Origin of the sequence: Micromonospora profundi (assembly GCF_011927785.1) — a bacterium.
Lineage (GTDB): Bacteria > Actinomycetota > Actinomycetes > Mycobacteriales > Micromonosporaceae > Micromonospora > Micromonospora profundi.
The window spans coordinates 5539565-5562400 of the sequence record NZ_JAATJK010000001.1 but is presented as its reverse complement, the minus strand read 5'-3'; the positions used below and the strand labels follow the sequence as shown (position 1 = coordinate 5562400).

The 22836-nt window shown below is 71.6% G+C and carries 19 protein-coding genes; 14 read left to right on the top strand and 5 right to left on the bottom strand.

Annotated elements, in window-relative coordinates; all coding sequences use genetic code 11:
* Positions 1 to 51: 51 nt before the first annotated feature.
* From F4558_RS32415 to F4558_RS31785, 5 genes are all read left to right on the top strand, one after another.
* Complete coding sequence (locus F4558_RS32415) at positions 52 to 1065, top strand: hypothetical protein (protein WP_446685551.1); 1014 nt, start codon at positions 52 to 54, stop codon at positions 1063 to 1065.
* A complete protein-coding gene (locus F4558_RS24685) occupies positions 1065 to 1856 on the top strand; it encodes a type II secretion system F family protein (RefSeq protein WP_245241360.1) in 792 nt (263 codons plus the stop codon). Before F4558_RS32415 ends, F4558_RS24685 begins: the two co-directional genes overlap by 1 nt.
* A 22-nt stretch (positions 1857 to 1878) precedes the next feature.
* Entirely contained in the window at positions 1879 to 2046 is a 168-nt protein-coding gene (locus F4558_RS24680) for a DUF4244 domain-containing protein (RefSeq protein WP_081883916.1), read from the top strand.
* Positions 2047 to 2171: 125 nt separating this feature from the next.
* A complete protein-coding gene (locus tag F4558_RS24675; RefSeq protein WP_053652370.1) occupies positions 2172 to 2477 on the top strand; it encodes a TadE family type IV pilus minor pilin in 306 nt (101 codons plus the stop codon).
* 248 nt (positions 2478 to 2725) lie between these two features.
* Positions 2726 to 3145: an Rv3654c family TadE-like protein gene (locus F4558_RS31785; protein ID WP_167946128.1), complete on the top strand. Its 420-nt coding sequence runs from the start codon at positions 2726 to 2728 to the stop codon at positions 3143 to 3145.
* A gap of 348 nt (positions 3146 to 3493) precedes the next feature.
* On the opposite strand, the gene F4558_RS24665 is transcribed toward F4558_RS31785, so the two are convergent.
* From F4558_RS24665 to F4558_RS24655, 3 genes are all read right to left on the bottom strand, one after another.
* Positions 3494 to 4072 carry an LURP-one-related family protein gene (locus F4558_RS24665; protein WP_053652283.1) on the bottom strand — a complete coding sequence of 193 codons (579 nt, stop codon included), beginning with the start codon at positions 4070 to 4072 and terminating at the stop codon, positions 3494 to 3496.
* A 312-nt stretch (positions 4073 to 4384) separates the two neighbouring features.
* Positions 4385 to 4588: a hypothetical protein gene (locus tag F4558_RS24660; protein WP_053652284.1), complete on the bottom strand. Its 204-nt coding sequence runs from the start codon at positions 4586 to 4588 to the stop codon at positions 4385 to 4387.
* A gap of 228 nt (positions 4589 to 4816) precedes the next feature.
* Complete coding sequence (locus F4558_RS24655; RefSeq protein WP_167946126.1) at positions 4817 to 7195, bottom strand: DNA 3'-5' helicase SftH; 2379 nt, start codon at positions 7193 to 7195, stop codon at positions 4817 to 4819.
* A gap of 141 nt (positions 7196 to 7336) precedes the next feature.
* Between F4558_RS24655 and F4558_RS24650 the strand changes: the two genes are divergently transcribed.
* From F4558_RS24650 to topA, 6 genes are all read left to right on the top strand, one after another.
* Positions 7337 to 7693 (top strand): STAS domain-containing protein, encoded by a 357-nt coding sequence (locus tag F4558_RS24650; protein ID WP_053652285.1) that lies wholly within the window; start codon positions 7337 to 7339, stop codon positions 7691 to 7693.
* Positions 7690 to 8127 (top strand): ATP-binding protein, encoded by a 438-nt coding sequence (locus F4558_RS24645; protein WP_053652286.1) that lies wholly within the window; start codon positions 7690 to 7692, stop codon positions 8125 to 8127. The genes F4558_RS24650 and F4558_RS24645 overlap by 4 nt, the downstream gene beginning before the upstream one ends.
* Before the next feature lie 314 nt (positions 8128 to 8441).
* Positions 8442 to 10802: a sodium-translocating pyrophosphatase gene (locus F4558_RS24640; protein ID WP_053652287.1), complete on the top strand. Its 2361-nt coding sequence runs from the start codon at positions 8442 to 8444 to the stop codon at positions 10800 to 10802.
* 116 nt (positions 10803 to 10918) lie between these two features.
* On the top strand, positions 10919 to 11458 hold the full coding sequence (locus tag F4558_RS24635; RefSeq protein ID WP_053652288.1) for a hypothetical protein: 540 nt from the start codon (positions 10919 to 10921) through the stop codon (positions 11456 to 11458).
* Positions 11449 to 12246 carry a hypothetical protein gene (locus F4558_RS24630; RefSeq protein ID WP_167946124.1) on the top strand — a complete coding sequence of 266 codons (798 nt, stop codon included), beginning with the start codon at positions 11449 to 11451 and terminating at the stop codon, positions 12244 to 12246. Before F4558_RS24635 ends, F4558_RS24630 begins: the two co-directional genes overlap by 10 nt.
* 445 nt (positions 12247 to 12691) lie before the next feature.
* Entirely contained in the window at positions 12692 to 15550 is a 2859-nt protein-coding gene (topA, locus tag F4558_RS24625; RefSeq protein WP_167946122.1) for a type I DNA topoisomerase, read from the top strand.
* 76 nt (positions 15551 to 15626) lie between these two features.
* On the opposite strand, the gene F4558_RS24620 is transcribed toward topA, so the two are convergent.
* A complete protein-coding gene (locus tag F4558_RS24620; RefSeq protein ID WP_167946120.1) occupies positions 15627 to 16943 on the bottom strand; it encodes a D-arabinono-1,4-lactone oxidase in 1317 nt (438 codons plus the stop codon).
* 226 nt (positions 16944 to 17169) lie between these two features.
* Here F4558_RS24620 and F4558_RS24615 point away from each other — a divergent pair, with 226 nt between their 5' ends.
* Complete coding sequence (locus tag F4558_RS24615; protein ID WP_167947635.1) at positions 17170 to 17772, top strand: TetR/AcrR family transcriptional regulator; 603 nt, start codon at positions 17170 to 17172, stop codon at positions 17770 to 17772.
* A gap of 40 nt (positions 17773 to 17812) precedes the next feature.
* On the opposite strand, the gene F4558_RS24610 is transcribed toward F4558_RS24615, so the two are convergent.
* Positions 17813 to 19021, bottom strand: coding sequence for an amino acid deaminase/aldolase (locus F4558_RS24610; RefSeq protein ID WP_053658736.1), 1209 nt, complete (start codon positions 19019 to 19021; stop codon positions 17813 to 17815).
* 344 nt (positions 19022 to 19365) lie between these two features.
* On the opposite strand from F4558_RS24610, the gene tmk reads away from it, so the two are divergent.
* Positions 19366 to 21429 (top strand): dTMP kinase, encoded by a 2064-nt coding sequence (tmk, locus tag F4558_RS24605; RefSeq protein ID WP_053659402.1) that lies wholly within the window; start codon positions 19366 to 19368, stop codon positions 21427 to 21429.
* A complete protein-coding gene (locus F4558_RS24600) occupies positions 21429 to 22700 on the top strand; it encodes a DNA polymerase III subunit delta' (RefSeq protein WP_053658737.1) in 1272 nt (423 codons plus the stop codon). Before tmk ends, F4558_RS24600 begins: the two co-directional genes overlap by 1 nt.
* The last annotated feature ends 136 nt before the right edge of the window (positions 22701 to 22836 follow it).

Here is a 22836-nt window from a genome sequence, read left to right as displayed (position 1 = left end):
AGCCTCGGTCGCGTACTCGATGGGTCCGGGGACGGGTCCGGCGCGACGCTTGTGTCGGCGCATCCGGCCGCCGTCCCGTACCCCCGTGGAGCGCCGGAGCCGAGTCGCGGGCGGGCGGCGGTTGACTGGTCCACTCGGGACCGCGACGACGGCGCGAGCCGGCCGAGGGCGACGGGCGGGCCGGCGGGGCCGACCCGACCGACAGGCCCCGGACGTCCGCCGACGCGACGGGACCCTCGACGTCCGGCGGCCGCACTTCGCCCCGAGGACGAGGCCCTCGACGTTGTACGGCGTGCCGGCCCGGCCGTGGCCGTCCCGACGATCGACGGCGCGGACCTGGACGTGGGCCGGTCCCGCGATAGTTACGACGCTCCGTCGGCCGCCGATGAGCGGCGCCGTGGTCCGGATGTTGCGGATCCGGCGGCGGTCAGGCCCAAGGCTGGGCGCGCGAACCGCCTCGAACGGTCGCCTGCCCGTCTGTTACTGCTGGTTGCCCTGGTGGGTGCTGGTGTGGGTGCCGTGTTCGCCGGACCGGTGGCCGCGGTAGCGGTGGCCAGCTACGGCATGCTGGCCGTACGCGCCCTGCTGCGGCGGCGGGCCAACCGGCGCGCCGAGCAAGTCCGGCGGCGCGGGTTGGACCTGCTCTGCGGTCTGGCGGCAGACCTGCGGGCCGGCCTGCCCGTCCCGCCGGCACTCGCCACCGTCAGCGGGCCTGACACATCCGACCGGCTTCGCCAACTGACCTCGGCCGCGGTGCGGCTAGCTGACCGGACCGGCGCGCCACTGGCGGAACTGGTCGAGCGAATCGAGGCGGATGCTCGGGCGACCGACCGAGGGTTGGCCTCGGCGGCGGCACAGGCGGCGGGCGCCCGCGCCACGGCCCTGCTTCTGGCGGCCCTGCCGGTGGGCGGGATCGGGCTCGGCTACGGCATCGGGGTGGATCCCCTGGCGGTCCTCCTGCACAGCACTGTCGGTGGGGTCTGCGCGGTCCTCGCGGTCGCCCTCCAGGTCATCGGCCTGTTCTGGGCAGAGCGGCTGGGCGCGATGCCAGGGCGGGCCGTCTGATGTCCCGGACGGCTCTCGTGGCCGCCGCTCTGGTGGTGGCGGCGCTGCTCGTCACGCCGTTACGTCTACGCCGTCCCGCCCGCCGAGCCGATCCGCCGACGCCTGCCGAATCCGCCCGGCCAGCCGGTCCCGACGGATCAGCCAGCCCTGGTGGATTAGCCAGCCCTAAGGGATCAGCCGAACCCGCAGGCCGGCGGCGGCCCGACCTGATCCGGATCGCCGCCGTGATGGCCGGGCTCGCCGTGGCCGTGGTCGTCGGTGGCTGGTTCGGGCTGCTCGGCGCTATCCCGACCGCGGTCCTGTCCGACGTGCTGCTGCGACGGATCGAATCTCCGGCGGCACGTACCCGGAGGCTCCGCGAGGCCGCCGATCTGCCCCTTGCCGCCGACCTGTTGGCGGCGGCGATGCGGGCGGGCGCTCCGGTCGACCGCTCAGTGCTCGCCGTGGCCGAGGCGCTGGACAGTCCGCTCGCCGACCGACTGGCCCGGGTCGGCCGCACCCTCCTGCTCGGCGGAGGCCCGGCGGAGGCGTGGTCAGCCCTGGACGGGGTGCCCGGCGCCGAGCGGCTGGCCGCGGCGGCGTTCCGGTCGGCCAACAGCGGCGCCGCCCTGGCCGGCGCGCTGACCCGGCTCGCCGACGACCTACGTGCCGACCGGGCAACCGCCGCCGAGGCGTCCGCCCGCCGAGCGGGCGTGCTCATCGTGCTGCCGCTGGGGCTCTGCTTCCTGCCGGCGTTCATTCTCGCCGGCCTGGTGCCGGTGATCGTCGCCGTCCTCGGCGACGTGCTCTGACCCATCGAGAAGGGAACACACAATGCGTAAGCTCATCGCCCGCCTGCGCGGCGACGCAGGTATGAACACCGCCGAGTACGCCGTCGGCACGCTCGCCGCAGTCGCCTTCGCCGGCATTCTGCTGAAGGTGCTGACCTCCGGCAACGTTCAGTCGGCGCTGACCGCCGTCATCGACCGGGCACTCAAGTGACGGGGCGCCGGCAGGCCGGCCGCGATCGGAGGCCCTGCACCCCGGGGCGGGCGGCTGGCGGGGGGCGACGATTCCACGCTGTCGTACGGGCTGCCGGTGGGGACCGCGGATCCTTCACCGCCGAACTGGCGGCTGGCCTGCCGGCGCTGCTCCTGCTCCTGCTCGCCGGGCTGACGGCCGTCAACGCCGTAAGCACCAAGGCCGGTTGCCTGCACGCCGCTCGGGAGGCGGCCCTGGCCGCCGCCCGAGGTGAGGCTGGCGTTCCCGGAGCGCCGCCGGGCGCGGAGGTGTCCGTGTCGATCGATGAGGGCCGGGCGCAGGCGACGGTCCGGGCACCTGTGCGCGCGCTGGGCGGCCGGCTGCCGCGCATCACAGTGGTCGCCACCGCCGTCGCGGCACTCGAACCCGGAGCCGGAGAGGGGGACCGATGAACCAGACCGCTGGTAGGCGGTCGGACCTTGGGCGATCGGACTTCGGGCGCCTTCTCGGCTGGCTCTCAGTCGGTGGGAGGCCAGCCCGTGCGCACTCGGGCTCTGGGCGCCCCCTCGGTGGGCGGCCGGCCCCTGGTCGGTTGGGCTTTGGGTGCCCTCTCGGTGGGCGGCACTCCCTTGCGTGGCCGGACCCCGGGCGCACTCTCGGTGAGGGCGCGCAGTGGTACGGCCCGGCGTGGCGTACGGCGGTGCGGCAGTGGCCGGTCGGTGGTCGGCCTGGCTCCGAATGGTCTGGCCCCAAATGGTCTGGCCCCGGACGGTCTGGTGGCGAGCGTGGCGGGGCGACAGTCCTGCCGCTGGCAGTGGGGCTGGTATTCGTACTGGTCGGGCTGTTCGGCGCTGCGGTCGCCGGCACCGGAATGGCGGCTCAACGGGCGGCGGTGGCGGCCGACCTCGGCGCGCTCGCCGGAGCCGCCAGGGCGATCGACGGCGACGTGGTGGCCTGTGCGGCAGCCCGGGACATCGCAGGTCGCAACGGTGGTCGCCTGGTCGGTTGTCGCCTTGAGGGGCTGGACGTGCTGGTGACGGTCGAGGTGGTGTTCACGCCGCTTCCCGGCCTGACCCGGGCTGCCGCGTCGACCGCGCGCGCCGGCCCGGTCCGTAGCTGACAGATGCGCGCCAGCCGGCCGGCCAGGATCGGGCGGAGGCCCTGCCCCGGCCGGCGGGCTAGCGGGTGATCGAGCGGCCGTCGAGTGGTTGAGCGATCGACGGGCTTGAGCGGCCGTCGAGTGGTTGAGCGATCGACGGGCTCGAGAGGCCGTCACGTGGTTGACCTGTCGACGGGTAGGGCGTCGTCAAGTGGTGAGCATGCCCAGCAGCGCCACCCGACCAGCGTGTCGACGGGTTGTTGAGAGGCCAACGGATGGGTAGCGGATGGCGGAGGGGTCACCGTCAGCTGAGCGGCCGTCGAGGCAGGTGGAGCGGCCTACGGGGAGGCTGAGCGAAGGCCAGCTAGGTCAGCGGGACTGGAGGGCGTCGAGGGCGACGGCCATCGCGATGACGAGGCGGCGGTCGATCTGCGGGTGCTGCACCTCGACGACGTACTTGTCGCGCAGGCCCCACTTCTTGATCACCGAGAAGACCGGCTGGCCGCCAGCGGTGAAGTCGAAGTGGTACGGCAGCCAGGACAGCGAGTCGACGAACCGGCGCAGCAGGGCCACCGGCATGCTGCGCTCCTGCCCCGTCACCTGCGGCAGGCCAGCCTGCTCGACGTGCCAGGTGGAGCGGAGTAGCGACTGGGCGAAGTCCTTGCGGAACAGGCCGATCGGGTTGCCGGCCGCGTCCGTGACGTCGTACGTGGCGCCGAGGTCGAGGCGCTGGCGGGCCTTGAAGCCCAGCAGGGGCTGCTGCTTGGAGTCATCGGTGTAGATCGTCACCTGCTCCTTGAAGGCGAGCCGCTTCTGCTGCGCGAAGGCCAGCATCTCGCCTTCGGTGCCGTCCGGCTGGACCGCCCGGACCTCGTACTGGTTGACCATCATCCGCAGCCGCTGGCGGATGTGGAACTGATTCAGGGTCTGCAAGTTGTCGAGCTGCATGTGTTCTCCTCAGAGGGGCTGGTGCGCCGGAGTCTCGCACAGGCAGGCAACCGCCACAGGCCCGCGCCCGCCCAGCGCTGCCGCTGGGCACTGCCGCTCGCCCAGTCCGGTCAGGCTGCCTGCCCCGCTTGGCCTTACCGCCCGGCCATGTCCGGTCAGGCTGCCTGCCCGCTTGGCCTCACCGCCCGCCCTCTGCAGCCCCGCCTGCCATGACCCGTCAGGCTGTCTGTCACGTGCGGTCCGACCGCCCCGTTCGGTCGGACCGCCCCGTTCGGTCGGACCGCCCCGTTCGGTCGGACCGTCGCTTGGAGGTCAGCGGCCGTCGACGGTGACGCGCAGCGCCCAGGTGTTGAGCACCTGGTGAATGTTGCGCAGCCGTTCGTTGATCTGCTCCAGTCGTTCCGCCTGGGCCAGGGCGGCCAGCGCGGACCCGAGCGCGATCTGCTGGTCGAGGGTGAGTTGTTCCTGGTCGATGGTGTAGAGCAGGTCGACGGTCTCGGCGATGGTGTCGGCCACAACTCCTCCTCAGGCACGGGGCGACAACGAAATAGACATCGATGGAAGCGCTCCCAAGTTATTGTGCCCAGCGTCCGGTGGGTTCATGCAAGACCGCGGCGCAGACCGGCCCGTTCAGAGCGATGATCGACTCGACATCATTGATGCCGGGGTGTCCACGGCGCCGGGATACCCCGAAGTCAATGAACTCGAGTCGATCATGGCCGGATTGTCCGGCTCCGCAGGCACTCAGGCGGGCAGGTTCGCCAGCACCACGTCGAGCACCCGGATGGCGTCCGGCTTGGAGAGCGGATTGTTGCCGTTGCCGCACTTCGGCGACTGCACACAGGACGGGCATCCGGTCTCGCAGCCGCACTCCGCGATGGCGTCCCGGGTTGCCCGTAGCCACGCCGACGCCGTCCCGTACGCCCGCTCGGCGAAGCCCGCCCCGCCGGGGTGCCCGTCGTAGACGAAGACGGTCGGCGCCTCGGTGTCCGGGTGCAGCGCGGTGGAGAGCCCGCCGATGTCCCACCTGTCGCAGGTGGCCATCAGGGGAAGTAAACCGATCGCGGCGTGTTCGGCGGCGTGCAGCGCACCGGGCACGTCAGGGGTCTGCACTCCGGCTGAGGTCAGCGACTGCGGGGAGAGCGTGAACCAGACCGCCACGGTACGCAGCTCCCGGGTGGGCAGGTCCAGGGGCCGGGTGTCGATCACCTCGCCGGTGGCGATCCTGCGCCGCTGGTAGGACACCACCTGGCTGGTCACGTCCACCTCGCCGAGGAACATCCCGACCGGCCCGGCGTCCACGTAGGAGCGCACGGACACCACTGACAGGTCGGTGACGTCGCGGGCGTGGGTGGACCAGTCCGGTTCCTCGGCGTGCACGAGCGCGCAACCGTCGACCAGGTCGAGATCGTCGACGACGTACGAGATGCCCTGGTGCAGGTAGACGGCGCCGGGGTGGAGCAGGAAGTGTGAGGAGCCGCCGTCGACGGTGCCGAGCAGCCGGCCGGTGGCCGACTCCACCACGCAGACCGGGGTGCCGCCCTGACCGCGCAGGTCCACCTCGGGGCGTTCGCGGTGCCGCCAGTACCAGCCGGTCGGTCGTTGCCGCAGCGCCCCGGCCGCCACCAGCTCGTCGACCGCTTCCTTCGCCCCGTCGCCGAAGAGCGTCAGGTCGGCCGGTGTGAGCGGCGCCTCGACCGCGGCGCAGGCCAACTGCGGGGCCAGCACGTACGGGTTGGCCGGGTCGAGCACCGTTGCCTCCACCGGTGCCCCGAAGATCGCCTCCGGGTGGTGCACGAGGTAGGTGTCCAGCGGGTCGTCCCGGGCCACAAGCACGGCGAGGGCCTCCTGCCCGGAGCGCCCGGCCCGGCCGGCCTGCTGCCACAGGGAGGCCCGGGTGCCCGGGTAACCGCAGATCAGCACGGCGTCCAGGCCGACAAGGTCCACGCCCAGTTCCAGGGCGTTGGTGGAGGCGAGGCCCAGCAGGTCACCGTGCAGCAGCGCCCGCTCCAGCTCGCGTCGTTCCTCGCGCAGGTAGCCGCCCCGGTAGGCGGCCACCCGGTCGCCGAGCCCGGGGACAGCGTCGTCCAACGCCCGTCGCGCGTTCGCCGCCACCACCTCCGCGCCCTTGCGGGACCGGACGAAGGCGAGCGTGCGTACCCCCTCGGCGACCGTGTCGGCGAGCAGGTCCGCGGTCTCGCGCAGCGCCGACCGGCGGACCTGGTGGAGGTCGTCATGGTCGCCCGTCGCCTGCGGGGGCACCGGGGAGGAGGAGCCCGACTCGGGTGGGAGCAACGGCGGTTCCCAGAGGGCGAAGGTCACCCCGCCCCGCGGTGACGCATCCTCGGTGACGGCTGTCACGGGCAGGCCGGTCAGCCGACCGGCGGCTGTCGCCGGGTCGCCGGAGGTCGCCGAGGCGAGGACGAACACAGGGGTCGCCCCGAAGCGCGCACACTGCCGGCGCAACCTGCGCAGTACGTGCGCCACGTGCGAGCCGAACACCCCCCGGTAGGTGTGGCACTCGTCGACCACCACGTACGCCAGGCGGCGCAGGAAGCCGGACCACTGGGCGTGCCCGGGCAGGATGCCGTGGTGCAGCATGTCGGGGTTGGTGAGCACGAAGCGGGAGTGCCTGCGGATCCACTCCCGCTCGGCGCGCGGAGTGTCCCCGTCGTAGCAGGCGGGGCGTACCCCCTCAAGCTCCAACTCGGCGACGGCCCGCAACTGGTCGGCGGCGAGCGCCTTGGTCGGCGCCAGGTAGAGCACTGTGGCCCGGGGGTCGCTGAGCAGTGTGGCAAGCGCCGGGAGCTGGTACGCCAGCGACTTGCCGGACGCGGTGCCGGTGGCGACGACGACGTGCCCACCCTCGTACGCCAGGGTGGCCGCCTCGGCCTGGTGCTGCCACGGCGCGGCCACGCCCCGCCGGGCGAACGCCGCGCGCAGCTCCGTCGGTGCCCACGGCGGCCACGGTGCGGGCACCCCGGCGCGGGCCGGCACCCGCTCGACGTGGGTGACCGGGTCGCCGGCACCCCGGGAGCGCAGCCGGCGCAGGAGGTCGACGGGCGACAGCTTCAGGTCGTCGCGCGGCGACAGGCGCGCGGAGCCGAAGTCGTCGGAAGTCACGTCCTGCACTCTCGCACTGGTGTTCGGAGATGAAAAGTCGAGCCCCGGGGTAAGGGAAAGCCTCCGCCGGTGGCCGCAAGGATGCCCCGGCGGTAGTGGTTAGATGCCCAGGAGAGTTTACGGCTCTGGCGAGGAGGACCGATGGAGCTGTCGTTGGCGACGCGCACCGTGGGCGAGCACACGGTGCTTGAGGTCGGCGGTGAGGTCGACGTCTACACCGCGCCCCGGCTCCGTGAACGGCTCCTCGAACTGATCGACGGCGGCGCCCGGCACGTGGTGGTGGACCTCGGTCGGGTGGACTTCCTCGACTCCACCGGGCTGGGCGTGCTGGTGGGCGCGCACAAGCGGCTGCGTACGGCAGGTGGCTCGTTCGCGCTGGTCTGCGACAAGGAGCCGCTGCTCAAGATCTTCCGGATCACCGCACTGGACCAGGTGTTCCCGCTGCACCCCACTGTCGAGGCGGCGGTCGACGCGGGTCCGACCGGCATCAACGCGTGATGGCGACGGTCCGGCTCTCCTTCTCTCCGGCTCCGGTGCACGTGCGTACCGCCCGACTGGTCGGCGTCGCCGTCGCCCGGCGCGCGGGCGTCCGTGAGGACCTGCTGGACGAGGTGCGCCTGGCCATCGGCGAGGCGTGCACGCGGGCGGTGGCCCTGCACCGGCAGTACGGCCTTGCCGATCCGGTGCTGGTCGAGATGTCCGACGGCGGCACGTACGCGGTGCGTGTCGTGGACCGGGCGCCCATCGAGGCAGGTATCGGGTTGGCGGCGCTTCCGCCGGACGAACTGGCCAACGAGTCGCTCACCGATGAGGCGTTGACCACTGGCGTCGGCTTCGCGCTGCTCGCCGGCTTCGTCGAGGACCTCCAGGTGCGCCCTGTCGACGAGGGCATCGGCACCGAGGTCCGGATGGTGTGGCCGGTCAGCCGCTGACACCTACCGATCAGAAGGCCGCATCCCCTGGTGGGATGCGGCCTTCTGGCATGGAACATGCCCTATATCAGATTTTGTTTCATAACACAGCGACGAAGATCATCGAGACACGGTGGCACCTGCGTGTGACCTCCAACACTGCGGAGGGCTACAGTACCCGGGTTGTCAGCAAGTGACCCGTCCCGCACCCAGCGGTTATGGGTGGTCATCGCTGGTCCGCTGGGGTGGGTTGGCGCGCTTGCAAGTCCGCATTCAGGCGCCGGTCGGTGCGTCTCCACCCACCGGCGCGAGTGTTCGGTAACAGGAGGACACAGATGTCCGAGACCTTGGCCGCCGAGGGCGGCGGGCTTTCCCTTACCGGAAGCAATGTCACATACGTCGTCATCGCCGCGGTCGTTGCGCTGGTAGCGCTCGCCTTTGCCGCCGCCCTGACGAAGGCGGTGCTGGCAGCCGGCAAGGGCACCACCAACATGCAGGAGATCTCGGAGGCGGTCCAGGAGGGCGCCTCGGCCTACCTGCTCCGTCAGTTCCGCACCCTGGCGATCTTCGTCGTCATCGCAGTGGTGCTGCTCTTCCTGCTGCCGGTGCACAACACCGACGGCAGCGAGACGGCCGTGAAGATCGGCCGCTCGCTCTTCTTCGTGGTGGGCGCCCTGTTCAGCGCGTCCATCGGCGGCGCCGGCATGTGGCTGGCCACCCGCGCGAACCTGCGCGTGGCCGCCGCCGCCCGTGAGCGCGAAGGCGGCCGTGAGGCCGCCATGAAGATCGCCTTCCGGACCGGTGGCGTGGTCGGCTTCCTCACCGTCGGCCTGGGCCTCTTCGGTGCCGCGCTCGTCGTCCTGGTCTACCGGGGTGACGCGCCGACCGTGCTGGAGGGCTTCGGCTTCGGCGCCGCGCTGCTCGCGATGTTCATGCGGGTCGGCGGCGGCATCTTCACAAAGGCCGCCGACGTCGGCGCCGACCTCGTCGGCAAGGTCGAGCAGGGCATCCCCGAGGACGACCCCCGCAACGCCGCCACCATCGCCGACAACGTGGGCGACAACGTCGGCGACTGCGCCGGCATGGCCGCCGACCTCTTCGAGTCGTACGCCGTGACGCTCGTCGCCGCGCTGATCCTCGGTCGTGCCGCGTTCGGCGAGGAGGGCCTGGTCTTCCCGCTGATCATCTCCACCATCGGTGTGCTGGTCGCGATCTTCGGGGTCTTCATCACCCGGCTGCGCGCGTCCGACCGCAACGCCCTGACCGCGATCAACCGGGCCTTCTACATCTCCGCAGTGCTCTCCGCAGTGCTTGTGGCGATCGCCGCGTACGCGTACCTGCCGGCGACCTTCGGCGAGTTCAGCAGCGGGCTTACCGACGCGACGGGCAACCCGCGGCTGGTGGCCATCGGCGCGGTGGTGATCGGCATCGTGCTGGCCGGTGCGATCCAGGCGCTGACCGGCTACTTCACCGAGACCAACCGCCGTCCGGTGCAGGACATCGGCAAGAGCTCGCAGACCGGTGCGGCCACCGTCATCCTGGCCGGCATCAGCATCGGCCTGGAGTCGGCGGTCTACTCGGCGCTGCTCATCGGCGCCGGTGTCTTCGGCGCGTTCCTGCTCGGCGGCAGCTCCATCACGCTGTCGCTGTTCGCTGTCGCGCTGGCCGGCACCGGCCTGCTCACCACCGTCGGCGTGATCGTGGCGATGGACACCTTCGGGCCGATCTCCGACAACGCCCAGGGCATCGCCGAGATGTCCGGTGACATCGACGAGCACGGCGCACGGACGCTCACCGAGCTGGACGCGGTCGGCAACACCACCAAGGCGATCACCAAGGGCATCGCGATCGCCACCGCGGTGCTCGCGGCGACCGCGCTGTTCGGCTCGTACACCGACTCGCTGCGCACCGCGTACGCGGACGCCGGCGTTGGCGACGTCGGCGGCGAGATCCTCAACTCGCTGAACGTGGCGAACCCGCGCAACCTGGTCGGCCTGATCATCGGTGCGGCTGTCGTGTTCCTCTTCTCCGGCCTGGCCATCAACGCGGTGTCCCGCTCGGCCGGTGCCGTGGTGATGGAGGTCCGCCGGCAGTTCCGTGAACTGCCCGGCATCATGGACCGCACCCAGCGCCCGGAGTACGGCAAGGTCGTCGACATCTGCACCCGGGACGCGCAGCGCGAGCTGGTGACCCCCGGCCTGCTCGCCATCCTGGCGCCGATCGCTGTCGGTTTCGGTCTCGGGCCCGGCGCGCTCGCCGCGTACCTGGCCGGGGCGATCGGCGCCGGCACCCTGATGGCTGTCTTCCTTGCCAACTCCGGTGGCGCTTGGGACAACGCCAAGAAGCTGGTCGAGGACGGCGCGTACGGCGGCAAGGGCTCCGAGGCGCACGCCGCCACGGTCATCGGTGACACCGTCGGTGACCCGTTCAAGGACACCGCCGGCCCGGCGATCAACCCGCTGATCAAGGTGATGAACCTGGTCTCGCTGCTGATCGCGCCCGCCGTGGTGGCCTGGAGCGTCGGCGACGACCGCAACGTCGGGCTGCGGGTGACCATCGCGCTGGTCGCGACGGCGATCATCGTGGCGTCCGTGGTGTTCAGCAAGCGCAAGGGCATCGCCATGGACGAGTCCGAGGGCGGCGGCAACACCGGTGCGGGCAGCACCGACCACCGGCCGGAGACGGTGAACGCCTGATCGAAACAGCGGTACCCGGTCCCCGGTCGGCGCACCAGCCGACCGGGGACCGCTGCCGTCCGGTCCCATCCAACCGACCGGTGCCACACCTGGCCAAAGGCCGTACGCTGCAACGCATGCGTACGTGCCGGACGTCCACCGTTGGAAAGCTCACGGTGGTCCTGGCCACGCTCGCCATCCTGGCCGGCTGCGGCGGCGGCCCCAGCCCACGGGCGTGGGCGGCTTCGGTCTGCGGCGCGCTCACCCCGTGGCGCTCCGAGATCAGCAAGCTGACGAGCAGCGCCGACCAGCAGATGACCGCGCAGACCACCCCCGCGCAGGCCAAGGAGAACCTGGTGCGGCTCTTCGGCGGCGCGGAGCAGGCAAGCGAGACCGCGCGACGCAAGGTGGAGCAGGCCGGGGTGCCCGAGACGGACAACGGCGAGGCCATCGCCGCCGGGTTCCGCGCTTCCCTGGGCAAGATGCGCGACGCCTACGGTCGCGCACGGGACACCATCGACGGCCTGGGCACCGGCGAGCCCACTGTCTTCTACGGCGGCGTCCGGGCCGCCGTGGAGACGCTCAACAAGGAGTACGACGCCAGCGCGCTGGACACCAGCCAGCTCAACTCCGAGGAGCTGAAACAAGCCTTCGACGAGGTGCCGGAGTGTCGCTGAGCGGGCTCGGTGACACCGGGGCGGCGCAGCCGCCGGTCCCGGCCCTGTTTCCCGCACCCGATCCGCCAGCTTCTGTCCCGGCGGAGTCCAGCGCCGGCGCTGTCGCTGCCGACGCCCTGGCCGGCGCTGCTGGCAGGGGTCGGCGGCGCAGCGGCTCCGTCCGCCCTGGGTCGGCTCACTCCGGCACTCCCGAGGACGAGGACGCCGGGCGGCAACTTGTCTTCTTCGGCGCGGAGGCCGCCGAGCCGACGGTCGCCGATTTGGCCGGGCTGCTCGCCGGGCCGGGCGAAGTCGTCCGGATGGGCGGCACGGCGCGACTCTCGGTGCGGGTGGACGCTGCCTGGCGGGTGCACGTGCTCGTCGCCGAACTGGCACTGCGGGGTCTCGCCGCGAGCTGGGAGCCGACCGAGGACGGCAAACACACGGTCCGTACGTCGTACACCCGGGTGTTGAAGCCGCTCGCGGCCGCCTGGCTGCACGGTGCTGTCAAGCGCCCACCGGCGGTCCTGCACCTCACCGGCCGGCGGTTGCGGCTCTGGGTCGCCGCAGCCGGTACGCCGGAGCCGCCCGGCGGTTTCCTGCTGGGGCTCGGCGAGGGCGACCCGGATTCCTGGGACGCGCTCGGCGCGGCGCTCGCCGCCGCAGGCCTGTCCGCGACGCTGCTCGCCCCCGCCGAAGGCGGCCCGGCCTACCGGATAACCGGCCGGCGCAGGTTGACACGCCTGGCCGAGTTAGTAGGCGACCCCCCAGCCGCAGCACCCCCCAAACTCTGGCCAACCCGCCCGTAGTTTCCCGCCCCGCCCGCCCGCCCCGCCCCGCCCCCGCCCCCGCCCCGGTCGATCATGGAGTTGTGGTGGTGGACGTACTTCTCTTCCGGGGTGAAAACGCCCACCACAAGTCCATGATCGACGAGGCGGGGGCGTGGATTCGCGTCTGTCTGGTGTTGGACAGCGGGGGGTTGGATTTCAGCGGGGGCGGGTTGTTGAGGGCCCGCCATCGTCACAGTGACCCGCTTCGAGCCCTACTCACGGTGTACGGTGGCGCCGTCCGGCAGTGCTGAGCGCGGTGGGGCGGGACTTCACCGCCGCGCCCGAGCGGTTTGCCGCCCGCGAAACCTGAAACGTGGGCGGCGCGTTACGTTGGACATCCGGACCGCCGGTGCCACGGCGGGGTCGAGAACGGTCGCTTCTCGGGCACCGGCAGGCCACGAGCAGGAGTGAGGTCGACAGAGACGTGCCGAGCAAAGCTGGAACCACCCGTCTGGTCATCGTCGAGTCACCGGCGAAGGCCAAGACGATCTCGGGCTACCTCGGCCCGGGGTACGTCGTGGAGGCCAGCTTCGGTCACGTCCGCGACCTGCCGCGCAACGCCGCCGACGTGCCGGCCAAGTACAAGGGTGAGCCGTGGGCCCGCCTCGGGGTGGACGTCGACAACGGCTTCCACGCGCTCTACGTCGTCTCCGCCGACCGCAAGCAGCAGATCAGCAAGCTGATGAAGCTGGCCAAGGAGGTCGACGAGATCTTCCTGGCCACGGATGAGGACCGCGAGGGCGAGGCGATCGCCTGGCACCTCGTCGAGACGCTCAAGCCCAAGGTGCCGGTCAAGCGGATGGTCTTCCACGAGATCACCAAGCCGGCGATCCAGGCGGCGGTGGCCAACCCCCGGGAGATCGACCGCGACCTTGTCGACGCCCAGGAGGCGCGGCGGATCCTCGACCGGCTCTACGGCTACGAGGTCTCCCCGGTGCTGTGGAAGAAGGTCATGCCGAAGCTCTCGGCGGGCCGTGTGCAGTCCGTGGCGACCCGCATCGTGGTCGAGCGGGAGCGGCAGCGGATGGCGTTCCGCACCGCCGAATACTGGGACATCCTGGCCACCCTCGCCGTGGCGAACGCCGGTGAGGGGCCGCGCACCTTCAACGCCACCCTCGTCGCGCTCAACGGTGACCGGATCGCCACGGGTAAGGACTTCGAGCCGACCACCGGCAAGGTTAAGCCCGGCGCCGGCGTTGTGCACCTCGACGAGGGCGGCGCCCGGGGGCTCGCCGCCCGGCTGGAGGGGCGGCCGTTCACTGTCACCCGCGTCGAGGAGAAGCCCTACCGCCGTCGCCCGTACGCGCCGTTCATCACCTCCACGCTTCAGCAGGAGGCGGCCCGCAAGCTGCGACTGTCCTCGCAGCAGACGATGCGCACCGCGCAGCGGCTCTACGAGAACGGCTACATCACCTATATGCGTACCGACTCGGTGAACCTGTCGGAGACCGCCATCTCGGCGGCCCGCCGGCAGATCGTCGAGCTGTACGGCGAGCGCAGCGTGCCGCCGGAGCCGCGCCGATACACCGGCAAGGTGAAGAACGCGCAGGAGGCGCACGAGGCGATCCGCCCGGCGGGGGACAACTTCCGCACCCCGGGCGAGGTGGCCAAGGAGTTGTCCGCCGAGGAGTTCAAGCTCTACGAGCTGATCTGGCGGCGCACCATCGCCTCGCAGATGACCGACGCGGTCGGCTCCAGCGTCTCGGTGCGCATCCGCGCGGTCTCCACCTCCCAGGAAGAGGCGGACTTCGGCGCCACCGGCAAGACCATCACCGATCCGGGCTTCCTGCGCGCGTACGTCGAGTCCTCCGATGACGAGAACGCCGAGGCCGAGGACGCCGAGCGCCGGCTGCCGACCCTGGTCAAGGACCAGCCGCTGACCGCCGACGAGCTTGCGGCGCAGGGTCACCACACCCAGCCGCCGTCGCGCTACACCGAGGCGTCGCTGGTCAAGGCCCTGGAAGAGCTGGGCATCGGCCGCCCGTCCACCTATGCGTCGATCATGCAGACGATCCAGGACCGGGGGTACGTCACCAAGCGCGGCCAGGCGATGATCCCCACCTTCCTGGCGTTCGCCGTGATCGGGCTGATGGAGCGGCACTACCCCCGCCTCATCGACTACGACTTCACGGCCACGATGGAGAACGAGCTGGACGAGATCGCCGGCGGGGATCACGCCGCTGTCGACTTCCTCACCGCGTTCTACTTCGGCAGCTCAAACGGTGCCGGCGACCAGGGCATCGCCCGTTCGGGTGGGCTCAAGAAGCTTGTCACCGAGAACCTCAGCGAGATCGACGCCCGCAGCGTCAACTCCATCCCGCTGTTCACCGACGACGACGGCCGCGAGGTCGTGGTTCGGGTCGGCCGCTATGGGCCGTACCTCCAGCGGGAGCTGCCCGGCGGTGAGCAGCCGACGCCGGCCGCCTCCGGTGACGGCGAGGAGGGCGGGGCCCAGGGCGACCGGGCGCCGATCCCCGAGGGCCTGGCTCCCGACGAGCTGACCCCGGAGAAGGTGCACGAGCTGTTCCTCGGTGGCAGCGGCGAGCGCAAGCTCGGTGACGACCCGGCCACCGGCGAGCCGATCGTGCTCAAGTCCGGCCGCTTCGGCCCGTACGTGTCCAGTGGTGAGCGGAAGTCGTCGCTGCTGCGTTCGCAGACTCCGGACTCGCTCACCCTGGAGCAGGCCCTCAAGCTGCTCAGCTTGCCCCGGCTGGTGGGCGTCGCGCCGGACGGCGTCGAGGTGTTCGCCAACAACGGCCGCTACGGCCCGTACGTGAAGCAGGGCGAGGAGTTCCGGTCGCTGGAGTCCGAGGACCAGATGTTCACGGTCAGCCTGGACGAGGCGCTGGCCCTGCTGGCGGCTCCGAAGGCCCGTGGACGGCGGGCCGCCGCGCCGCCGCTGCGTGAGATGGGCGTCGACCCGCTGACCGAGAAGCCGCTGGTGATCAAGGACGGCCGCTTCGGCCCGTACGTCACCGACGGGGAGTTCAACGCGTCGCTGCGCCGTGGGCAGACCCCGGAGGCGTTGAGCATCGAGGAAGCCTCGGAGATGCTGGCCGAGAAGCGGGCGAAGGGTCCGGCGCCGAAGAAGAAGGCGGCGGCCAAGAAGGCTCCGGCCAAGAAGGCAGTGGCGAAGAAGGCAACGGCCACCAAGAAGACGGCCGCCGCCAGCAAGTCCACAGCTGCTAAGAAGGCCACGACAGCCAAGGCGACCACCACCGCGGCGAAGAAGACCCCGGCCAAAAAGGCCGCCCCGCGCAAGGCCACCACCAGCACCGAGTAGTAGGCCTCGCCTTCCTGGAGATCTTGGAAGGAAAACGCCCCTCCAAGGGCTGCTTCCTTCCAAGATCTCGGGCACCCTAGGCGCCGAGGACGTGGGTCAGGTGGGGGTTTGTGAAGACACGGTCGGGGTCCAGCCGGTCGCGGATCGCCTGGAAGTCGGTGAAGCGGGGGTACGCGGCGGCCAGCGACTCCGCGTCGCGGTAGTGCAGCTTGCCCCAGTGCGGGCGACCGCCCAGCTCGGCGGCCACCTTCTCGAAGGCCCGGAAGTACGGCTCGTACGGTGTGCCGACGTACTGGTGCACGGCGATGTACGCGGAGTCCCTGCCGTACCCGTGCGACAGCCAGATGTCGTCGGCGGCGGTGAACCGCACCTCGACGGGGAAGAGCACCTTGAACGGCAGGCCGTCGATGATGCGCCGGAGCGCGGTCAGCGCTTCGGTGAGCGCCTCGCGGGGCAGGCCGTACTCCATTTCGACGAAGCGGACCCGGCGCGGCGTGCAGAAGACCCGGTCGGAGCGGTCGGTGTAGCGCCGTTCGGTGAGCGCGCGGGCGGAGACGGCGCTGATGCCGGGTGCCAGCGCGGGCACGGCGCGGCCAAGGCGGCAGGCGCCGGCGAAGACGGTGTTTGACAGGAAGTCGTCGTCCAGCCAGCCGCGCCACCGGGGTAGCGGACGGTCGTTGGCGGGTACCCGGTCGTTGGCTTTGACCTGGGCTCGGGTCGTGTAGGGGAACCAGTAGAACTCGACGTGGTCGTGCCTGTCGATGAGTGCCGGCAGTTCGCCGAGCACGTCGGCGAGTTCGGCGGGGCGTTCGTGGGCGTGCAGGACGAAGGCGTCCACGCAGCGCAGCGTCACGTCGACGAGGACGCCGAGCGCGCCGAGGGACACCCGGGCTGCGGCGAAGATGTCGGGGTTCTCGTCTGCGGAGCAGTGCAGCAGTTCGCCGGTGCCGGTGACGAGGGTGAGCGCCTCGACGAACGTGGAGAGGCAGCCGTATGCGGCGCCGGTGCCGTGGGTGCCGGTGGAGATCGCCCCGGCCACCGTCTGCGCGTCGATGTCGCCGAGGTTGGGCATTGCGAGGCGGTGCCGGGCGAGCAACCCGTTGAGCGCTTGCAGAGTCGTTCCCGCCGGTACGGTGACCAGTCGCCGCTCGACGTCGACGCTGACTGTGGTCTCCAACTCGGACAGTTCCATCCGCCGGTCGTCGGCCAGGGCTATGGGTGTGAACGAGTGGCCGCTACCGGCGACGCGGATCCGGCCTCCGGCGGCGGCGGTGGCACGGACGGCTTCGGCGACATCGCTCGGCGAGCCGGGGCGCAGGATCGCGGTGGCGGTGCCACGCTGGTTGCCGGCCCAGTTTGACCAACGGGCGGGAGGCGATGCGGTGCCGGCCATGCAGGCTCCTCAATCATGAATATGAACTGACTTCATATCAGGAACGTTGTACCTGGTAAATACCGCAATTGCGGTCCGCTCGTTGTACCGGTAGTCACGGACTCGTGACATGAAGATATGTTCATCCGTCGAAGGGGGGTGGCGCCGAGTGTCCACACCAGCCGCCACGACCGGGCCGCTGCGCCGCGTACCGGTGCAGGGTCGAAGTGTCGCGCGGGTCCAGCGCATGTTGGATGCCTGCGCCGAACTCGTCGACGAGGTGGGGTACGAGGGACTGACCACTACCCTGCTCGCTGAGCGGGCCGAAGTGGCGATCGGTTCGGTCTACCAGTTCTTTCCGGACAAGCGGGCGATCGTGCAGGCGCTGACCCTGCGCACGATGGAGTCGTACCTTCAGCGGCTCGACGAGCGCTTCGCATCCGACGAGATGACCCACTGGTGGGACGGTGTCGACGCGGGGATCGACGAGTACATCACGATGCACCGCACCGTCCCCGGTTTCCGTACTCTGCACTTCGGCGACGTGGTCGACCTGCACCTGCTCGATGAGCAGCGGGACAACAACGGCGTGATCGCCGACCAGTTGGCCCGGGTGCTCACCGAACGTTTCGGGCTCACCGATGTGCCGAAGCTGCGCTTCGTCCTGGAGATCGCGGTGGAGGCGGCCGACGCGCTGATCAAGCTCGCGTTCCGCCGGAAGTCCGACGGCGACGAGCGGGTGTTGCTCGAGGCGAAGGCGCTGATCCGGGAATATCTGCACCGCCAGGTCGACGGCCCGGACAGCGGCCGTCCCGTCGCCGTTCCGGTCGAGGCGGCCCAGCCAGCCTGAGGCGGCCCGGTCCGCCGTGACCGCGCGCTGCCCTGGCGCGTCACAGGAAGGCATGGCCCTCGCCCCGGTAGGTGGGAACGGTCGCCACGACCGCATCCCCCTCCACCAGGTGCAGTTCGTTCACCCGTTCGCACAGCTCGCCGGCTTTGGCGTGCCGGAACCACACCCGGTCGCCGATGTTCAGGGTGCTCGCCGCCGCACCGGACAGCGGGGTCTGCACCTCGCCGGCGCCCTCGGTCCCGACCAGCTTCAGGCCGGCCGGCAACCACGGCCGGGGGAGCCGGCTGTCGGCGGCCGGTCCGGAGGCGATCCACCCGCCGCCGAGCACTGTCGCCAGCTCGGGCGTCGGGCGGCGGACCACAGCGCAGGCGAAGAACGCCGCCGGGGTGGGGCGCCAGGCACGGTAGGCGTCGAACAGCGTCGGCCCGTACAGGCCCGATCCCGCGGTGACCTCGGTGACCGCGGGATCGGCGCTTGTCGCGGCCACGCTGCCGGTGCCGCCGCCGTTGACGAACTCCAGGTCGGCGTGTTCGCGTACCGCTGCCACCGCCGCGCCCCGGCGGGCCAGCAACTCGCGGTACGACCCGCGCTGGGCCAGCCTGATCGCGCCGGCCAGCAGCGTCTGCCCGGGCGGCGCGTCGCCCAGGCCGGCGATCTGCGCCTCGTACGACATCAGGCCGACCAGCCGGAAGCCGGCCCGACCGGTGACGGTGGCGGCGAGCGCGCCGGCTGCTCGGGCGCTGTGCACCGGTGAGCGGCGTACGCCGACGTGGACCCGACCCCGCAGCGGTCGCCAGGAGGCGTCCAGGTCCAGGCAGAGCCGCAGCTCGGCGCGCTGACCGGGGGCGCGGACGGCGTCGATGAGGTCGAGCTGCCCGGTGCTGTCGATCATGAGGGTGATCGCGGCGGCGAGGGTCGGGTCGGCGGCCAACTCGGCGAGCGACGCCCGGTCCGCGCTCGGGTAGGCGAGCAGCACGTCGTCGCTGACTCCGGCGCGGACCAGCCAGATCGCCTCGGGGAGGGTGAACGCCATCACGCCCCGCCAGCCGGGCCGGGCGAGCGCTCGGCTGATCAACTCCCGGCTGCGGACCGACTTGCTCGCCAGCCGGAGCGGTTTGCCTGCGGCGCGGTCTGTCAACGCGGCCGCGTTCGCGTCGAAGGCGGTGAGATCCACCACTGCGTACGGCGGGTCGAGGTGGTCGGTCGCCCGGTCCAGGCGCTCGCGGAGTTTGTCGCTCTCGATGGCCACGTGTGCACGCTAACTGTCCGGCGGTGAATGCGAAATACCCTCGCGTACGCCTGGGCTGCGGACGGTACCTTCGGCGGCCTAGGCTCAGCGAGCAGGAGAATGTCGCCGGTGGGGCGGCCCCCCACCGGGTCTAGAGTGTTCCACCGGAGGTGCCCAGCGATGGGCCGGCACGTGGAGGTACGGCCATCGAAAGCCAGAACAGCGGCGAGTCGCCCGGCGTGTCGCGCCCGGGTGACCAGTCGGGCAGCGCCGCCAACCAGACCAGTGCTGCCCAGGGAGATCCGTCCGGCTACGCGGCCATCCGCTCCGTACTGCGGATCCAGCCGTTCCGGCGGCTCTGGATCGTGCTCGGCGCCGCGTCCTTCGGTGACTGGCTCGGCCTGCTGGCCACCTCGGTCTTCGCCGCCTCCCAGGTGCAGGGCAGCACCGCGCAGGGCGCGGTGTTCGGTGGCGTGATCGCCATCCGGCTGCTCCCGGCCCTGGTGCTCGGCCCGGTGGCCGGCGTGCTCGCCGACCGGTTCGACCGCCGCTGGACGATGGTCATCTGCGACCTGCTCCGGTTCGTGCTCTTCGCCTCCATCCCGATGGTGGCGCTGGCCGGCGCCAGCGGCGGGATGGTGGTCGCGTGGGCGACAATCGCCACCTTCCTGATCGAGTCGATCACGCTGATCTGGATTCCGGCCAAGGAAGCCGCCGTCCCCAACCTGATCCCGCGCGCCCGGCTGGAAGCGGCCAACCAGCTCACGCTGATCACCACCTACGGCCTCACCCCGGTGCTCGCCGCGCTGGTCAGCGCCGTACTGGACCGCAGCGTCCGGGGCATCACCGGAGGCGAGTTCCCGAACTGGGCCGAACCGGCCCAGTTGGCGCTGTGGTTCAACTCGTTCTCCCGGCTGGCCACCGCCCTTGTCGTCGCGTTCGGCATCAAGGAGATCAGCCAGGGGCAGACCGCCGAGGGCGACCGCCAAGAGCAGAGCATGCTGCGCCAGTTCAAGGAGGGCTGGCAGTTCATCGGCCAGACCCCGCTGGTACGCGGGCTGGTCCTCGGCATCCTCGGCGCTTTCGCCGGCGGCGGCATCGTCATCGGTACGGCGAAGTTCTTCGCCAGTTCGCTGGGTGCCGGCGACGCCGCGTTCTCGCTGCTCTTCGGTGCCATCTTCGTCGGCCTGGCGCTCGGCATCGGCCTCGGCCCGATGATCGTCAAGGACATGTCCCGGCGTCGCTGGTTCGGCATGAGCATCGTGCTGGCCAGCGCCGCCGTGATGACCCTCGCCTTCGCCATCCACCTGTCCATGGCGATCGTCGGCGCGGTGCTGGTCGGCGCCGGCGCGGGCATGGCCTTCCTGGCCGGCACCACCCTGCTCGGCGGCGAGATCAAGGACGAGGTACGCGGCCGGGTCTTCGCCGTGGTGCAGATCGGCACCCGCCTGGTGCTGATCCTGGCCATCGCGCTGAGCAGCCTGCTCGCCGGTGTCGGTGGCTCGCGCAAGCTGGAGATCGCCGACCTGGGCATCTCCATCTCGTCGACCCGCCTGCTGCTGCTGGCCGCCGGCGCCGCCGGCATCTTCGCCGGTATCAGCGCGTTCGGCCAGATGGACGACAAGAAGGGCGTCCCCGTCCTCGCCGACCTGTGGGGCTCGATCCGGGGCCGTCCGCTGATGCCGTCCGAGCCGTTCGTCTCCGCCGGGCTGTTCGTGGTGTTCGAGGGCGGCGAGGGCGCCGGCAAGTCCACCCAGCTCGCCGCGCTCGCCGAGCGGCTGCGCGACCAGGGGCACGACGTCGTTGTCACCCGCGAACCGGGGGCGACCACCGTCGGTAAACGGATCCGGTCGCTGGTGCTCGACACCTCAGGCGACGATGCGCCCTCCCCGCGTGCCGAGGCACTGCTCTACGCCGCCGACCGGGCGCACCATGTGGCCGCTGTGGTCCGGCCCGCACTGGTCCGCGGCGGTGTGGTGATCAGCGACAGGTACGTCGACTCGTCGCTCGCGTACCAGGGCGCCGGACGCACGCTCCCTGTCGACGAGGTCTCCTGGCTCTCCTCCTGGGCCACCGGCGGGCTCAAGCCCGACCTGGTGGTGCTGCTCGACGTCGAGCCGCACACCGGCCTGTCCCGGGTGGTCTCCCGCAGCGGGGACGTCGACCGGCTGGAGGCGGAGTCGATCGCCTTCCACGAGCGTGTCCGTTACGCCTTCCTCGACCTCGCCGCCGCCGACCCGAAGCGCTACCTGGTGCTCGACGCGTCCCGCCCGGCCGATGAGATCACCGGCCTGGTGGTGCGGCGTGTCGAGGAGATGCTCGGCAGGCCTGGCGGCATCGTGCACCCCCGCCCGGCGCAGGGCCCGGACACCTCGGTACAGCCCGAGTTATCCGACGCGGAGCTGGTGACGATGGAGCACAAGACCTGATGCCTGACGTCTTCGCCGACCTTGTCGGTCAGGACGAGGCGGTGGTCGAGCTGCGCCGGGCCGCCGCCGCGGCAGCAGCCGTGCTGCGCGCCGCAGCGGCCGACCGTGCACCCGCGCTGCTCCCCGCCGGCCCCAGCGGCGGCGACGAGCCCGAGGCCGCCGCCGTGCCCGGTGGGCCTGATGTGTCCACCGGGATGACCCACGCGTGGATCTTCACCGGGCCACCCGGCTCGGGCCGCTCGGTCGCCGCGCGTGCCTTCGCCGCCGCTCTGCAGTGCGTGCACGGCACCGGCTGTGGCGAGTGCCCCGGCTGCCACACCACGATGGGCGGCACCCACGCCGACGTCCGGCTTGTGGAGCCGGAAGGGCTCTCCATCGGCGTCAACGACATGCGCGCTCTGGTGCTCCGGGCCGCCAGCACCCCGTCCGGTGGGCGCTGGCAGGTGGTGGTCATCTCCGACGCCGACCGGCTCACCGAGGCCGCCGGCAACGCGCTGCTCAAGGCGATCGAGGAGCCTCCACCGCGTACCGTCTTCCTGCTCTGCGCGCCGTCCACCCACCCGGACGACGTCTCGGTGACCATCCGGTCGCGCTGCCGGGTCGTACCCCTGCGGCAGCCGCCGGCCGCGGCGGTGGCCGAGGTGCTGGTCCGTCGGGACGGCGTGGCGCCCGACGTGGCGCGGTGGGCGGCGGCCGCCGCGCAGGGTCACGTGGGTCGGGCCCGCCGGCTGGCCCGCGATCCGGAGGCCCGCAAGCGACGTGAGGCGGTGCTCGCCGTACCGCGTCGGCTGACCGGTGTCGGCGCGGCGTTCGACGCGGCGTCCGCGCTGATCGAGGCCGCCGAGGCCGAGGCTGAGGCGTCGGTGTCCGAGGCCGACACGACCGAGCGGACCGCGCTTGAGCGGGCGCTCGGCGCGGGCGGCACCGGCCGGGGCGCGGCCGGCGCGATGCGCGGCGCGGCCGGGCAGCTCAAGGAGTTGGAGAAGCGGCAGAAGTCGCGGGCCACCCGGGCCCAGCGCGACGCGCTGGACCGGGCGCTTGTCGACCTGGCGGGCTTCTACCGGGATGCGCTCACCATGGCGCTGCGCGCGCCGGTCGACCCTGTGCACACCGACACCGCCGCGATGGCCGGCGCGGGCGCCCAGAAGTGGGACGCCGAGGGGTCGCTACGCCGGCTGGAGGCCGTGCTCGCCTGCCGGGCGGCCATCGAGGCGAACGTCAAGCCGCGGATCGCGGTCGAGGCGATGATGCTCGCCCTCTGGAAGGGCTGACCCGCAGCAATCGGCCGCGGTCCCGTCCGCCGGACCGTTCATCCACAGGCCATCGACACGTGCGATTGCTGTGCGGTACGGTCCGGTGTGCCGTGGTGACGGTCGCAGCACGCTCAGTGAGGGCCATCCGGGAGGA

Excerpts from the sequence above, each read along its gene's own strand:
- F4558_RS24665 (WP_053652283.1), bottom strand. The coding sequence starts at position 4,072 with ATGCAGCTCGACAACTTGCAGACCCTGAATCAGTTCCACATCCGCCAG.
- F4558_RS24620 (WP_167946120.1), bottom strand. The coding sequence starts at position 16,943 with ATGGCCGGCACCGCATCGCCTCCCGCCCGTTGGTCAAACTGGGCCGGC.
- F4558_RS24615 (WP_167947635.1), top strand. The coding sequence starts at position 17,170 with ATGTTGGATGCCTGCGCCGAACTCGTCGACGAGGTGGGGTACGAGGGA.
- F4558_RS24635 (WP_053652288.1), top strand. The coding sequence starts at position 10,919 with ATGCGTACGTGCCGGACGTCCACCGTTGGAAAGCTCACGGTGGTCCTG.
- F4558_RS24600 (WP_053658737.1), top strand. The coding sequence starts at position 21,429 with ATGCCTGACGTCTTCGCCGACCTTGTCGGTCAGGACGAGGCGGTGGTC.
- F4558_RS24685 (WP_245241360.1), top strand. The coding sequence starts at position 1,065 with ATGTCCCGGACGGCTCTCGTGGCCGCCGCTCTGGTGGTGGCGGCGCTG.
- F4558_RS24650 (WP_053652285.1), top strand. The coding sequence starts at position 7,337 with ATGGAGCTGTCGTTGGCGACGCGCACCGTGGGCGAGCACACGGTGCTT.
- F4558_RS24640 (WP_053652287.1), top strand. The coding sequence starts at position 8,442 with ATGTCCGAGACCTTGGCCGCCGAGGGCGGCGGGCTTTCCCTTACCGGA.
- F4558_RS24680 (WP_081883916.1), top strand. The coding sequence starts at position 1,879 with ATGCGTAAGCTCATCGCCCGCCTGCGCGGCGACGCAGGTATGAACACC.